This window comes from Seohaeicola nanhaiensis, from assembly GCF_042654245.1.
GTDB lineage: Bacteria > Pseudomonadota > Alphaproteobacteria > Rhodobacterales > Rhodobacteraceae > Seohaeicola_A > Seohaeicola_A nanhaiensis.
Genome location: NZ_JBHSGI010000005.1, coordinates 441429 through 455435, shown reverse-complemented (window position 1 = coordinate 455435; position 14007 = coordinate 441429). Strand labels below are relative to the sequence as shown.

The 14007-nt window shown below is 66.9% G+C and carries 14 protein-coding genes; 7 read left to right on the top strand and 7 right to left on the bottom strand.

Annotation, left to right across the window (positions count from 1 at the left end; genetic code table 11):
• Positions 1 to 9: 9 nt before the first annotated feature.
• Positions 10 to 1614 (bottom strand): cytochrome-c oxidase, cbb3-type subunit I, encoded by a 1605-nt coding sequence (ccoN, locus tag ACFO5X_RS09550; RefSeq protein WP_380717145.1) that lies wholly within the window; start codon positions 1612 to 1614, stop codon positions 10 to 12.
• Between the two features lie 200 nt (positions 1615 to 1814).
• On the opposite strand from ccoN, the gene ACFO5X_RS09545 reads away from it, so the two are divergent.
• On the top strand, positions 1815 to 2654 hold the full coding sequence (locus ACFO5X_RS09545; protein ID WP_380717144.1) for a universal stress protein: 840 nt from the start codon (positions 1815 to 1817) through the stop codon (positions 2652 to 2654).
• Between the two features lie 66 nt (positions 2655 to 2720).
• Here ACFO5X_RS09545 and ACFO5X_RS09540 read toward each other — a convergent pair whose 3' ends face one another.
• Both ACFO5X_RS09540 and ACFO5X_RS09535 read right to left on the bottom strand, forming a co-directional pair.
• Positions 2721 to 3782, bottom strand: a complete 1062-nt coding sequence (locus ACFO5X_RS09540; RefSeq protein WP_380717143.1) for a glycerophosphodiester phosphodiesterase family protein — start codon at positions 3780 to 3782, stop codon at positions 2721 to 2723.
• Between the two features lie 142 nt (positions 3783 to 3924).
• Complete coding sequence (locus ACFO5X_RS09535; RefSeq protein ID WP_380717142.1) at positions 3925 to 5247, bottom strand: serine hydroxymethyltransferase; 1323 nt, start codon at positions 5245 to 5247, stop codon at positions 3925 to 3927.
• Positions 5248 to 5343: 96 nt separating this feature from the next.
• Between ACFO5X_RS09535 and ACFO5X_RS09530 the strand changes: the two genes are divergently transcribed.
• Complete coding sequence (locus ACFO5X_RS09530; protein WP_380717141.1) at positions 5344 to 6216, top strand: LysR family transcriptional regulator; 873 nt, start codon at positions 5344 to 5346, stop codon at positions 6214 to 6216.
• Between the two features lie 2 nt (positions 6217 to 6218).
• Here ACFO5X_RS09530 and fnrL read toward each other — a convergent pair whose 3' ends face one another.
• Positions 6219 to 6953: a transcriptional regulator FnrL gene (fnrL, locus tag ACFO5X_RS09525; protein ID WP_380717300.1), complete on the bottom strand. Its 735-nt coding sequence runs from the start codon at positions 6951 to 6953 to the stop codon at positions 6219 to 6221.
• 67 nt (positions 6954 to 7020) lie between these two features.
• Between fnrL and hemN the strand changes: the two genes are divergently transcribed.
• The gene (gene hemN / locus ACFO5X_RS09520; protein ID WP_380717140.1) at positions 7021 to 8376 is read left to right on the top strand and encodes an oxygen-independent coproporphyrinogen III oxidase; all 1356 of its coding nucleotides are present in this window, start codon (positions 7021 to 7023) and stop codon (positions 8374 to 8376) included.
• A 14-nt stretch (positions 8377 to 8390) separates the two neighbouring features.
• Here hemN and ACFO5X_RS09515 read toward each other — a convergent pair whose 3' ends face one another.
• A complete protein-coding gene (locus tag ACFO5X_RS09515) occupies positions 8391 to 10418 on the bottom strand; it encodes an FAD-dependent oxidoreductase (RefSeq protein WP_380717139.1) in 2028 nt (675 codons plus the stop codon).
• A 129-nt stretch (positions 10419 to 10547) separates the two neighbouring features.
• On the opposite strand from ACFO5X_RS09515, the gene ACFO5X_RS09510 reads away from it, so the two are divergent.
• Both ACFO5X_RS09510 and ACFO5X_RS09505 read left to right on the top strand, forming a co-directional pair.
• Positions 10548 to 11033, top strand: a complete 486-nt coding sequence (locus ACFO5X_RS09510; protein WP_380717138.1) for an RNA pyrophosphohydrolase — start codon at positions 10548 to 10550, stop codon at positions 11031 to 11033.
• Positions 11030 to 11512, top strand: a complete 483-nt coding sequence (locus ACFO5X_RS09505; RefSeq protein WP_380717137.1) for a hypothetical protein — start codon at positions 11030 to 11032, stop codon at positions 11510 to 11512. Before ACFO5X_RS09510 ends, ACFO5X_RS09505 begins: the two co-directional genes overlap by 4 nt.
• Positions 11513 to 11514: 2 nt before the next feature.
• Here the strand turns inward: ACFO5X_RS09505 and ACFO5X_RS09500 are convergent, their stop codons facing one another.
• Together ACFO5X_RS09500 and ACFO5X_RS09495 are read right to left on the bottom strand one after the other, a co-directional pair.
• Positions 11515 to 11859, bottom strand: a complete 345-nt coding sequence (locus tag ACFO5X_RS09500) for an antibiotic biosynthesis monooxygenase family protein (RefSeq protein ID WP_380717136.1) — start codon at positions 11857 to 11859, stop codon at positions 11515 to 11517.
• The gene (locus ACFO5X_RS09495) at positions 11856 to 12179 is read right to left on the bottom strand and encodes an NIPSNAP family protein (RefSeq protein ID WP_380717135.1); all 324 of its coding nucleotides are present in this window, start codon (positions 12177 to 12179) and stop codon (positions 11856 to 11858) included. Before ACFO5X_RS09495 ends, ACFO5X_RS09500 begins: the two co-directional genes overlap by 4 nt.
• 73 nt (positions 12180 to 12252) lie before the next feature.
• Here ACFO5X_RS09495 and ACFO5X_RS09490 point away from each other — a divergent pair, with 73 nt between their 5' ends.
• Positions 12253 to 12942: an ArsR/SmtB family transcription factor gene (locus ACFO5X_RS09490; protein WP_380717134.1), complete on the top strand. Its 690-nt coding sequence runs from the start codon at positions 12253 to 12255 to the stop codon at positions 12940 to 12942.
• Positions 12943 to 13074: 132 nt separating this feature from the next.
• Positions 13075 to 13980: a LysR family transcriptional regulator gene (locus ACFO5X_RS09485; protein ID WP_380717133.1), complete on the top strand. Its 906-nt coding sequence runs from the start codon at positions 13075 to 13077 to the stop codon at positions 13978 to 13980.
• The last annotated feature ends 27 nt before the right edge of the window (positions 13981 to 14007 follow it).

The following is a 14007-nucleotide window of genomic DNA, read 5'->3' as shown; positions in this document are numbered from 1 at the left end:
CGGCCCCCCTTATTCGGCCGGGACGGCTGTGGCGAGGCTCTGCTCTTTGGCAGGGGCGCCCCGGACAGTCATCCAGAGGTTGTAGCACATGATGAGAGCACCGCCGAGGAACATGACCCCTCCAAGCGCGCGCACCACATACATCGGGAACTTGGCGGCCACGGTGTCGGCGAAGGAGTTCACCAAGAACCCGTTTGCATCGACCTCGCGCCACATCAGGCCTTCGAGGATACCGGTCACCCACATGGAGGCGGCGTAGAGCACGATCCCGATGGTGGCGAGCCAGAAGTGCCAGGAGACCAGGCTGAGGCTGTAGAGCCGTTCCCGTTTCCACAGCACCGGCACCAGGAAGTAGAGCGCGCCGAAGGTGATCATGCCGTTCCAGCCGAGGGCACCGGAGTGCACGTGGCCGATGGTCCAGTCTGTGTAGTGGCTGAGGCTGTTGACCGCGCGGATCGACATCATCGGGCCTTCGAAGGTGGACATGCCGTAGAAGCCGATCGAGATCACCATCATGCGGATCACCGGGTCTGTGCGCAGCTTGTCCCAGGCGCCGGAGAGGGTCATCAGGCCGTTGATCATGCCTCCCCAGGAGGGCATCCAGAGGATCACCGAGAAGACCATGCCGAGCGTCGAGGCCCAGTCGGGCAGGGCGGTGTAGTGCAGGTGGTGCGGACCGGCCCAGATGTAGAGGAAGATCAGCGCCCAGAAGTGGATGATCGACAGCTTGTAGCTGTAGACCGGGCGGCCGGCCTGTTTCGGCACGAAGTAATACATCATGCCGAGGAAGCCGGCGGTCAGGAAGAAGCCCACGGCGTTGTGGCCATACCACCACTGCGTCATCGCGTCCTGGACCCCTGCAAAGGCAGAGACCGAGCGCGAGCCCCAGAAGGAGACCGGGATGGCGAGGTTGTTGACCACGTGCAGCATGGCCACCGTCACGATGAAGGACAGGTAGAACCAGTTGGCGACGTAGATATGCGGCTCTTTCCGCTTGATGATCGTGCCGAGGAAGACGGCCAGATAGGCCACCCAGACGATCGTCAGCCAGAGGTCGACGTGCCATTCCGGCTCGGCGTATTCCTTGGACTGGGTCGCGCCCAGCAGGTAGCCGGTTGCCGCCAGCACGATGAAGAGCTGGTAGCCCCAGAAGACGAACCAGGCCAGGTTGCCGCCCCAGAGCCGGGCGGCGCTGGTGCGCTGCACGACGTAGAAGGAGGTGGCGATCAGGGCGTTGCCGCCGAATGCGAAGATCACCGCCGAGGTGTGCAGCGGGCGCAGGCGCCCGAAGTTGCCGTAGCCCTGGAGGACATCGAAGTTCAGCTCGGGGAAGGCGAGCTGGAAGGCGATGACGACGCCCACAAGGAAGCCGACCACGCCCCAGAAGGCGGTGGCGATGACGCCGGCGCGCACCACGGAGTCGAAGTACTCATGGACCGGCACGGGAAGGGCCGGTTCTTCCGCGTGGCGGAGCGTGTAGATGAACAGCCCACCGGCCACCAGCATGATGATGATGGCGTGGACCATATAGGCCAGATCGCGCGCGTAGTTGATGCCCATCATCGCCACCAGCGTGATGAGACCCAGCGCAATCAGCTTGAGTGTATTAGACATAGTACGTCCCCTGACCTTGTCGCGTGCGATTCTTTCGTCGCTCCGGACGGATTCGGAATGGTGGGTTGATGCCGGACCTCGGCCGGCAAAACCTTGATCTGCATCAAGACATCCGGGCCTTCGCCGTGCGAGATTCATCCTGTCATCACGGGCCGGGGAGCGTTCTCCTGTCCGGAACCTGAAGAGCTGCGAGGACCAAAATGGCTTACAAATCGCTTTTGAGTGTGATCACCGATCTTCGGTTCGCCGATGCGCCGCTGGCGGCCATGGCGGCCCTGGCGGAGGCGAACGATGCCCATGCCGAGGCCCTTTGCCTGGGCGTGGACCGGACCCAGACCGGGTATTACTACGCCGGCGCCAATGCGATGGTGCTGCAGGAAACGCTGGAGCGCGCCCATGCCGAGGCCAAGGAGGTGCAGGGCCATGTGAACGACTTCCTGGGCCGCACCGGCGCGCGCTGGTCGAGCGACAGCGGGGTTGTCCAGCTGGCCGATATCGGGCGGCATGTCGGCTTTCACGCGCGCTTTGCCGATCTGGTGGTGCTGGCGCGCCCCTATGGCAAGGACCGTGGGCCAGAGCTTGAGGCGGTGGTCGAATCCGCGCTGTTCGAGGGCAGCGCGCCGGTTCTCGTCGTGCCCGATACCGGTGCGGTGAAGGCGGCGCCCGGCACGGTGCTGGTGGCCTGGAACGAAAGCGCGGAGGCGATGAACGCGGTGCGCAAGGCGATGCCCTTCCTGCAGCAGGCCGAGAATGTGCGGATCGTGGTGATCGACCCGCCGACGCATGGTCCCGAGCGGTCGGACCCGGGCGGGCTGCTGGGGCAGATGCTGGCGCGGCATGGGGTCAAATGCGAGATCGACGTGCTGTCCAAGACGCTGAACCGGGTGTCGGACGTGCTGAACCGGCATGCGACGGATACCGACGCGGACATGGTGGTGATGGGGGCCTATGGGCATTCGCGGTTCCGCGAGGCCATTCTGGGGGGCGCCACGCGCAACATGCTGGAAAAGGCCGCGGTGCCGGTTTTGCTGGCGCATTAGGCCTTTTGGTCTTGGGAAAGAGGTCGGCCGCCCCGGAGGGGGCGGCCGTTTTTCGTGTCGTCAGGCTCAGGCCTTGCGGCGGCGCAGGACGGCGAAACCGCCGAGACCGGCGAGCAGCAGCGGCAGGCCAGCCGGCAGCGGGACCGGGGAGGCTTCGTTGCGCTCGGCCAGGTAGTCGACGGCGAGGTCGGTGTAGTTGGTGAAGATGCCGTCCATGCCGGCGTCGACCCACTGTTCGTACTGGGCATAGGCAGCGTCGCGGTCGCTCTTGTTGAAGGTCCAGCCGTGGACCGTCATGCCGAGGTCATGGGCGGCCTTGATGAAGTCCGCGTTCATCGCGCTGCCCGAGAGACTGACGCCGAGTCCGTCGGCGAAGAGGGCCAGATCGCTGAGCAGGCTGATCGTGTTGGTGGTCGCGTCGAGCAGGCCGAAGCCATCGGCGGTCAGGCGGGCATAGCCCAGAGCCGCGATGGTGTTGTCCATGCCCATCAGCGCCTGAAGCTCTGCCAGTTCGCGCGCGCCTTCGTGGCTGAAGGTCTGCAGGATGGCGTGATCCTCGGGCGCGTCGAAACCGGCGGCCTTCATCTCGTTCAGGATCTGCTGGTTCATCGCGGTGCTGTTCGGCGTCTTGGCTTCGGGATAGATGCCGATGTCGTCGCTGGCGGCGCTGTTGTGGGCGTTCACGAAGGCCATGACTTCGGCGAAGGTCGGCACCTTGAACGGGTCGGCCATCGAGGGGGTATAGCCCGCATAGCTGGTCGAGGCGGTCGAGGAGGCCGGTTCGACGGTCAGCTGCTGGATCTCGGCATAGGTGTAGTCGGAGACCTTGTAGCCGCCGTTGCGCATGCCCAGCACCGACTCGACGTCGGTGGTGCGGTTCAGGGTGCTGTCGTGCATCGCGATCAGCACGCCGTCCTTGGTGGTCTGCAGATCGGGCTCGACGATGTCGGCGCCCATCTTGATGGCGAGTTCGTAGGCCGCCAGCGTGTGTTCGGGCAGATAGCCGCTGGCACCGCGGTGAGCGATGACCAGCGGGGTCTCGCCGGAGAGGGTGTTGTACGAGGCCGCGAAGGCCGGCGTGCTGAGGGCAAGGGCCACGGCGGCGCCGGCGAGGAGGGAACGGTACATGGGAGGTCCTGTCTTGGATATTGGCAAGATTGCGGCCGGAGTGTGGCCGTAAGGGGGCAGTAGCCCTCCAAGATCACGGGACCGTCAAGGATTTGAAAAAGTTATCTGAATATCGCGTGACAGGGGTGCGACATCGCTCTGGTCACGGGGTGACGTAGTGCATCGCCTGGAACCTTGCCCTGAGCGTTTTGGTGCGGGCGGCGACGCCTGTGGGGTCGTTGGCGCGCAGACCCTCGGCGATCAGGGCGGCGAGGGCGGGGGCATCGGCGGGGGTGACGCCGCGGCGCACGAGTTCCGGGGTGCCGATGCGCAGGCCGTTTAGGTCGCCTTCGACCGGCGCGGCAGGCAGGCCAATGCCGCAGGCGAGGAAGCCCGCCTTGCGCAGCGTCTTTGACGCCGCCTGACCGCCGCCGAATTCCGCCGCGAGCAGCGCGAACTGGTGCGAACGGGTTGCCGCGCCGCCGGCCTTGAAGACCGGCAGGCCCTGCTGTTCGAGCGCGTCGGCCAGCGCGGCGGCGAGATCGACCATCGCCCGGGCGTAGGCCGCGCCGTGGTCGACCCAGTCGAGCAGGGAGATGGCGAGCGCCGCCGATTTGGCCGCGTCGAAATTGGCAGTCATGCCGGGGAAGGCGATGTGGTCGAGCCGCTCGGCGATCTCGGCATCATTGGTGACGATCAGCCCGCCGGCGGGGCCGCCGAGGCTCTTGTAGGTGCTCATCGTCATCAGGTGGGCGCCCTCGGTCAGCGGATTGGGCCAGGCGCCGCCGGCGATGATGCCGCATTGGTGGGCGGCGTCGAAAAGGACCTTTGCGCCCACCTCGTCGGCAATCGCGCGGATCTCGGCGACCGGATGGGGCACGAGGTTCAGGCTGCCGCCGATGGTGATGACCTTGGGGCGCACCTGCTGCGCCAGCGCGCGCAGGGCGGGGAGGTCGATGGTGTAGTCGTCGCCATTGATCGGCGCGGCGTGGGTTTCCAGACCGTAGAGCCCGGCGCAGCCCGCCTTGTGGTGCGTGACATGGCCGCCGATGGTGCCGGGCGGCGCGATGATCGCATCGCCGGGGCGGGCCAGCGCCATGAAACCGTAGAGATTGGCCAGCGCGCCCGAGCCGACGCGGATCTCGGCATGGGTCGCCCCGAAGACCTTGGCGGCGAGTTCGGCGGCGATGACCTCGATCTCTTCGATGGCTTCGAGCCCCATCTCGTATTTGTCGCCGGGATAGCCGAGCGAGGGGCGGCTGCCCAAGCCTGCCGCGAGTGCCGCCTCGGCGCGGGGGTTCATCACGTTGGTGGCCGGGTTGAGGTTGAAGCAGTCCAGGTCGTGGATCTCGCGGTTGCGGTCGATCAGCGCGGCGATGCGGGCGTTGGTGGCCGCCGTCGGGGCGGCGGCGGTTTCGGCGGCGATGGACTGGACACGGGCCTCGCAGGGGGCGGGCACCCAGGGGCGGGGGGCGAGATGGGGCATGGGGCAAACTCCTGTGACAATGCAAGAAGATCACCGGGCGGGATTGCGCACAAATGAGTTTTGCTGAAAACTAGGCTCAGGAAATCTGAGTCTTTCATGCCCGTCAAACCGCCCGGTCCCCGCCAGCCGCCACTGAACGCCCTGCGCGCCTTCGAGGCGGCAGCGCGGCTGGGCGGGTTCGCGGCGGCGGCGGAAGAGCTGAACGTCACGCCGGGCGCGGTGTCGGCGCATGTGAAGGCGCTGGAGGCCGATCTGGGCGCGCCGCTGTTCACCCGTGGCGCACGGGGGCTGAGCCTGACCCGCCTTGGCGCGCGGGCGCTGCCGGGGTTTACCGAGGCCTTCGACCGTCTGGCGCTGGCGAGCCAGAGCCTGCGGGCCGAGGCCGCGCCGAATGTCGTGCATGTCGCAGCGCTGCCCTCGGTGGCGCAGCTTTGGCTGTCGCCCCGGCTGCCGCGTCTGCGGGCCGAGGCGCCGGAGATCGAGATTTCGATCACCGCGATGGAGGCGCCGCCGAACCTGAAGCGTGCGCCCTACGATCTGTGCCTGTTCTTCGGGCCGGACCCGGAGGGGCGGCTGGTGCAAGACGAGATCCTGCCGGTCTGCGCGCCGGCGCTGGCGGCGCAGCTGAGCAACCCCGAGGATCTGAACCGCGTGCCCTGCCTGACCGACAGCGTCTGGGCCGAGGACTGGCAGCTGTGGGCGCGGGTTGCCGCGCCGGGGATGCGGCTGGTGCCGCGCGGGCCGGTGTTCTCGCTCTACGCGCTGGCGGTCGAGGAGACAGTGAACGGGGCGGGGGCGCTGATCGGGCATCGCGCGCTGATCGCGGGGCATCTGGCCAGCGGGGCGCTGGTGGCGCCCTTTGGTGCGTCGGTGCGGCTGCCCGGGGGGCTGAGGATGTTCAGCCCGCGCCCCCTGCGCCCGGGGACGCCCGCCGCGCGGGTGGCGCGCTGGCTTCGTGCAAGTCTCTGAAGTCAGACCAGATAGCCGCCGTCGCTGTCGTCGCCCGCTTCTTCCAGCAGGCGGCCGATGTCGGGCACGAGGATGTGCCGCTTGCCGTCGAGCACGATCACCCGGTCGCGTTTCAGCGCCGAGATCTGGCGGCTGACGGTTTCCAGCGTGAGGCCGAGGTAATCGGCCATCGCCTCGCGGGTCAGGGGCAGGTCGAAGCTGGCCTCGATCCCGGAGGGCAGGTCGGGGCGGGGGTCGCGGCGGGCGATGATCGCGAGCAGGCTCGCGATCTTCTCGCGCGCGGTCTTGCGGCCCAGCACCAGCATCCATTCGCGCGCCGCGTCGAGTTCGTCGAGCGTCATTTCCAGCAGGCGGTGGGCGATATGCGGGGTGTCGGCCATCAATTTTTCAAAGGGCTTCTTGCGGAAGCAGCACATGACGACCTGCGTTGTCGCGGTCACGTCATAGGCCGAGCCGTCGCGGCCGGGGCGGCCGACGAAATCGGAGGGCAGCAGCAGGCCGACCATCTGGGTGCGCCCGTCTTCCATCGTCTGGGTCAGGGTAGCGACGCCTTTCACGACCGAGCCGACAAAATCCATCTTGTCATTCGACCAGACAATCGTCTGGCCGGGTTCGAAATTCCGGTAATACTTGATCTCTTCCAGACGTTCCAATTCGTCCGTTTCACAGCGTGCGCAAACGGCGCGATGCCTTATCGGGCAATCGCCGCATTTTACCTGGGTATTTTTGGCAAGCACATTCACGCTGGCATCCGGTTGATCTGTGTCAAGGTCGCGGGCCTCGGCTGGTCGTTAATGTGAAGGAATGATACCGAAAACGCAACTCGCAAGTCTGGGCCTGTTTGACACACGGGTACCCCGCTACACCAGCTATCCGACCGCGCCGCAATTCGGGACGCAGGTCGGGGCGGGGGAATTTCACGACTGGATCGCGGGTATTCCCGCGGATGCCAAGATCTCCTTATACGTGCATATTCCCTTCTGTCGCAGGCTTTGCTGGTTCTGCGCCTGCCGTACCCAGGGCACCCAGTCGCTGGCTCCGGTGGCGGGGTATCTGGAGGCGCTGCGGCAGGAAATCGGGCTTTTGGGAGAGATTTTGCCCAAGGGTGTCACGTTGTCGCGTCTGCACTGGGGCGGCGGTACGCCGACCCTGCTGGACGCCTCCATGATTCGGGATCTGGCGGGGGCAATTGCCGAGGTCGCGCCGCTGGCCGAGGGGGCGGAGTTTTCGGTCGAGATCGACCCGAACGAGATTGACGCGGCGCGGCTGGATGCGCTGGCGGGGGCGGGGATGAACCGGGCCTCGATCGGGGTGCAGGATTTCGATCCGTCGATCCAGCAGATCATCGGGCGCGACCAGAGCTATGAGGTGACGCGCGCGGCGGTCGAGATGATCCGGGCGCAGGGCGTCGGCAGCCTGAACGCCGATATCCTGTTCGGGCTGCCGCACCAGAACAACGCGAAGATCACCGAGAGCGTGCAGAAGCTGCTGTCGCTCGGTCCCGAACGGGTGGCGCTCTATGGCTATGCGCATGTGCCATGGGTGGCGCGGCGGCAGACGATGATCCCTTCGGACGCGCTGCCGACGCCCGAGTCGCGGCTGGAGCTGTTCGAGACGGCGCAGCAGCTGTTCGTCTGGGATGGATATGACGAGATCGGCATCGACCATTTCGCGCTGCCGAGCGACGGGCTGGCGGTGGCGCAGAAGGCCGGGCGGCTGCGGAGGAATTTCCAGGGCTATACCGACGATCCGTCGGAGGTGCTGATCGGGCTGGGCGCCTCGTCGATCTCGCGCTTTCCGCAGGGCTATGCGCAGAACGCGGCGGCGACCTCGGCCTATATCGGGGCGGTGCGCGAGGGACGGTTCGCGACGGCGCGGGGGCATGCCTTTGCGGGGGAGGACGCGCTGCGGGCGCGGCTGATCGAGGCGCTGATGTGCGATTTCCGGATCGACGCGGGGGAGATTCTGGGGCGGTTTCCGGTGAGCCGGGCGGCTCTGGATGCGATGTTCCAGGAGGTGAACCGCGGGTTCGACGGGATGCTGCGGCATGACGACCGGGGTCTGGAGATCCCGGCCGAACTGCGCCCGCTGACGCGGATCGTGGCGCGCGGGTTCGATGCCTACGGAATGGACCGGACCCGCCACAGCGCCGCGATCTGATCCTCGGAGGGGCGCTAGAGCGCCGCCGCCAGCCGGGTGCCCTGGTCGATGGCGCGCTTGGCGTCGAGTTCGGCCGCCACGTCGGCACCGCCGATCACATGCGGGGTGAGGCCCTGCGCGATCAGCGCGTCGGCGAGGCTGCGTTCGGACAGCTGGCCGGCGCAGAGCACGATGGTGTCCACCGCGATCACCGAGGGATTCTCCCGCGCCGCGCCGAAGCTGACGTGCAGGCCCTCGGCGTCGATGCGTTCGTAGTTCACGCCGCCGACGAAATTCACATCCTTCATCTGCAGAGCCGCGCGGTGGATCCAGCCGGTGGTCTTGCCGAGGTCGCGCCCGTGCTTGGTGGTCTTGCGCTGCAAGAGCGTGATCTCGCGCGCGGGCGGTTCGGGCTGGGGGCCTTCGGGGGCGAGGCCGGCGCGGTGTTCGGCGGGGTCGGTGACGCCCCATTCCTTCATCCAGAGCGGCAGATCCTCGGTCGGGCTGGTGCCCTCGTGGGCGAGGTATTCGGCCACGTCGAAGCCGATGCCGCCCGCGCCGATGACCGCGACCCGCTTGCCGACCGGGGCCTTGCCGCGCAGCACGTCGATGTAGCTGAGCACGTTGGGCGCGTCCTCGCCCGCGATGGCGGGATCGCGCGGGATGACTCCGGTGGCGATCACCACCTCGTCAAAGCCCGCCAGATCCCCGGCCCCGGCGCGGGTGCCGAGGCGCAGGTCGATGCCCGCGTCGGCGACCATGGTGCGATACCAGTCGACCAGGCCGCGGAATTCCTCCTTGCCGGGGATGACCTTGGCCATGTTGAGCTGGCCGCCGATCTCGTCCGCCGCGTCGAAGAGCGTGACCGCGTGGCCGCGCCGGGCGGCGGTGATCGCGGTGGAGAGCCCTGCCGGGCCGGCGCCGACCACGGCCACGGTCTTTTTCACTTCGGCGGGGGTGATCACGAGCTCGGTCTCGTTGCAGGCCTGGGGGTTGACGAGGCAGGTGGTGAGCTTGCCGCCAAAGGTATGATCGAGGCAGGCCTGATTGCAGCCGATGCAGGGCGCGATTTTCGCACCTTCGCCTGCCGCCGCCTTGGCGACGAAATGGGGATCGGCGAGGAAGGGGCGGGCCATCGAGACCATGTCGGCGCAGCCCTCGGCCAGCACCTGTTCGGCCACTTCGGGCGTGTTGATGCGGTTCGAGGTGATGACGGGGATCGAGACCTTGCCCATGAGCTTTTTCGTGACCCAGGCGAAGGCGGCGCGGGGGACGCTTGTCGCAATCGTCGGGATTCGCGCCTCGTGCCAGCCGATGCCGGTGTTGATGATGGTGGCGCCGGCCTTTTCGACCTCTTGCGCCAGCTGCACGATCTCGTCGTGGGTCGAGCCGTTGGGGACGAGGTCGATCATCGACAGGCGGTAGATGATGATGAAGTCGTGCCCCACGGCGGCGCGGGTGCGGCGCACGACTTCGAGCGGGAAGCGCATCCGGTTCTCGTAGGCGCCGCCCCAGCGATCGGTGCGCTTGTTCGTGTGGGTGACGAGGAACTGGTTCAGCAGGTAACCCTCGGAGCCCATGATCTCGACCCCGTCATAGCCGGCCTGCCGGGCCAGCCGGGCGGCGTTGGCGATGTCGGCGATCTGTTTCTCGATGCCGTCCTCGTCGAGCTCGGTCGGGGGGAAGGGGGAAATGGGCGATTTCACCGGCGAGGGGGCGACGCATTTGGGGCCGTAGGCGTAGCGGCCGGCGTGCAGGATCTGCATGGCGATCTTGCCGTCTGCCTCGTGTACCCGGTCGGTGATGACGCGATGGTTCGCGACGTCCTTGTCGGTGGTCATCATCGAAGCGCCGGGCAGCACCGAGCCTTCGAGGTTGGGGCCGATGCCGCCGGTCACCATCAGCCCGACGCCGCCGCGCGCGCGTTCGGCGTAAAATTCGGCCACCCGGTTCCAGTCGCGGGTTTCCTCCAGCCCGGTGTGCATCGACCCCATCAGCACCCGGTTCTTCAGGGTGGTAAAGCCGAGGTCCAGCGGTGCCAGAAGATGCGGATAGGTGGCCATGAGTCGCTCCCTGATGTGGTTGGGCGCAGCTTTGCGGGCCATGGGCCGCTTGTCACCCCCAACGCCGCGTCATGGGCTTGCGCGGGGGGCGGGGAGCGTGACAGAACCTGGGTCAAAAGGACGTTGCCCATGACCCCCGAAGAGATCGCCAGACTGCCCTACCGTCCCTGCGTCGGCGTGATGCTGATGAACGCGGAGGGCGATGTCTTTGTCGGCCAGCGCCGCGACCGGTTCACCGAGGCCTGGCAGATGCCGCAGGGCGGGGTGGACAAGGGCGAGGCAGCGCGCGACGCCGCGCTGCGCGAGCTGTGGGAAGAGACCGGGGTGACGGCGGATCTGGTCGAGATCGTTGCCGAGACAAGGGACTGGCTGCCCTACGACCTGCCGCATGACATCGTGCCGCAGATCTGGAAGGGGCGGTATCGCGGGCAGGAGCAGAAGTGGTTCCTGATGCGGTTCCTTGGCACCGACGATCAGGTCAACATCGCGACCGAACACCCGGAATTCTCGACCTGGCGCTGGCAGCCGGTGGGTCAGCTGGTCGAGGCCATCGTGCCGTTCAAGCGGGCTGTGTACGAGCGGGTGCTGGAGGAGTTTGCGGAGCACCTTTCGTGATCCGGGCGCTGGCGCTGGTCCTTCTGGCGGGCCCGGCGCAGGCGCTGTCCTGCCTGCCGGTGGGGCCGAAAGAGGGCTATGACCTCGCCGCGAACAGCGAGAAGAGCTATGTGGTTGTGGCGGGGGTCGCGGCCTTCGACAGCGATCAGTTGCCTCGCAGACGGTATCCGGAGAACGAGAACCTGCCCGCCCACAACGAGATTGCGGCGCGCATCAAGGGGCGGTCGCTGGATACCAACGGCTTTCTCAACCCCTTCGACGCGGCGGTGACGATCGACGCGCTGTGCCTTGGGCCGTGGTGCGGCGACATGATCAGCGGGGGCGAGTACCTGATGTATCTGGAACGCCGGGCGAGCGGCTATGCGCTGGTCCTGTCGCCCTGCGGCGATACGCATTTCCCGGCCCCCAAGGCGCAGGATCTGGAAGGCGTCGCTGCCTGTTTCCAGACCCATGCGCGCTGTGGGCGGCGGGTGCCCTGACCTCAGCCGTGCTGGGCGCAGCTGTCCTGAGGCGCTTCGGCCCGGTCGTTCATCCCGTAGTCGCGGATCACCTCGGCCACCCGCAGGCGGTAGTCCCTGAAGACCCCGCCGCGCCCCTTGGCTTGCGCGCCCCGGTGCTGCGCCAGCTTGCGCCAGCGCTCGACCGCCGCCTCGTCCTCGAAGAAGGAGACCGAGAGCAGTTTGCCCGGGTTGGTGAGGCTCTGGAAGCGTTCCACCGAGAGGAAGCCTTCGGTCGCCTCGGCCAGCGGGCGCATCTGCGCGGCGATATTCAGATAATGGTCGGTCTGGCCCTCGGCGGGTTCGACCTCGAAGATGACTGCGATCATGCGCGTCTCCCGTGCGGTGTCGAGACCAGCTTGAGCCATGTGCGGTCCTCGCGCAAAAGAAACCGCTCGCGCTGGGCCAAGGCATAGTTTTCCTGGCCCAGCGGGTCGTTGGCGAGCCTTTCGCGATAGGCCTCGTAGGCGGCGAGGCTTTCGATGGTGTAGATCCCGTAGGCCAGCGTGCTGGAGCCTTCGTGCGGGGCGAAATAGCCGATGAGGTCGGCGCCGCAGCGCGGGATCGCCTGGCCCCAGGTGCGGGCGTATTGGGCGAACTGATCCTTTTTCGTCGGGTCGATGTGGTAGCGGATGATGCAGGTCAGCATGGGGTGTCTCCTTCCGGTTGCCCGGAGGGGATAACCGGTTGTGATGCGCGAATGCTTCGGCCATGATCGAACCATGCGACACGGACCCGACATTGCCGCCCTGGCCAGCCTGATCGGCGATCCGGCGCGGGCCAATATCCTGAGCGCGCTGATGACCGGCACGGCGCTGACCGCCGCGGAGCTGGCGGCCGAGGCGGGAATCACCGCGCAGACGGCCAGCGCGCATCTGCGCAAGCTGGAGGACGGCGGGCTGATCGCGCGGCGGGTGCAGGGGCGGCACAACTATTTCACCCTGGCCGGGTCGGAGGTGGCGCGGGCGCTGGAGGCGCTGATGGGGTTGGCGGCCGGCAAGGGATATCTGCGCACGCGGCCGGGGCCGAAGGATGCCGAGCTGCGGCACGCGCGGGTGTGCTACAACCACCTGGCCGGGGAAACCGGCGTGCGCATGTTCCGCGCGTTGCAGGGGCAGGGCGCCTTTGCCGCCGCCGAAGAGGGGCTGACGCTGACCGCGACGGGCCGCGCGCTGATCGGAGATTTTGGTGTCGATCCCGACGCGCTGCCGCCCTCGCGCGCGCCGCTGGCGCGGGAGTGTCTGGACTGGTCGGTGCGGCGGTCGCATCTGGGCGGGCGGCTGGGCCGGGCCATGCTGGGCGCGATGGAAACGCAGGGATGGCTGTCGCGCCTTCCAAATACCCGAATCCTGCGGTTTACCGCTGCGGGGCAGGCCGCCTTCGATGCGCGGTTCGGTCCCGCGGCGGTTTGACCCCACCCCGTTTCCATGCCTTCAACGATGCCGACAAAACCGCGATATTATCGCAAGCTCGCCCCGTTCTTGCCCAGATTCACCCGGATACAGGGGGTCAACCCAAGCCTGACTGACTTCGAGGGATATTGAATGGACCGTCTGACCGAAATGGAGGCCTTCGCCAATGTGGTGGATCAGGGCGGCTTTACCGATGCGGCGAAGAAGATGGGCATTTCCAAGTCCGCCGTCTCGAAGCATGTGTCGAGCCTCGAAGCCCGCCTGGGTGCGCGTCTGCTGAACCGCACCACGCGCCGCGTCTCGCCGACCGAGATTGGCCTGGCCTATTACGACCGCGCCCGCCGGGTGCTGAACGACGCCGGAGAGGCGGATGCGCTGGTGACGTCGATGCAATCGGCGCCTTCGGGCCTGCTGCGGATTTCGGTGGCGACGGACTTTGGCGTCAATCATCTCTCGCCGGTCCTGTCGGAGTTTCTTGCCGAGTATCCCGAGATCACCGTCAACATGGTGCTGAACAACCGGTATGTGGAGCTGATTTCGGAAGGCTTCGACATGGCGGTGCGGATCGGCGAGCTGGAAGATTCGACGCTGCGGGCGCGCAAGCTGACCGATACGACCAAGGCGATGATCGCGAGCCCGATGTATTTCGCCAAATACGGGCGGCCGCAGAAGATCGACGACCTGAACGAACACAAGCTGCTGCATTATTCCAACCAGTCCTCGGGCAACGTCTGGAAGCTGACCGCGCCCTCGGGCGAGAAGCGTCAGGTGCGCACGGCCGGGTGGCTGAGCGTGAACGACGGGCAGTCGCTGCTGAACGCCGCCATCTCGGGCCTCGGGATCGCCTATCTGCCGAGCTTCCTGTTTTCGGAGGCGATGGAGAAGGGGCTGGTGGAATACGCCATGCCGACCCTGCCGGTCGAGACCCAGGGCATCTATGCCGTCTATCCGCCGGGCCGGTTCACCCAGCCCAAGGTGCGCGCCTTTATCGATTTCCTCGTCAACGCCTTTGCCGACAAGGGCCCCGACGACTGGTAAGAGTTCATCTCGTTGCTTCCCTTGGCA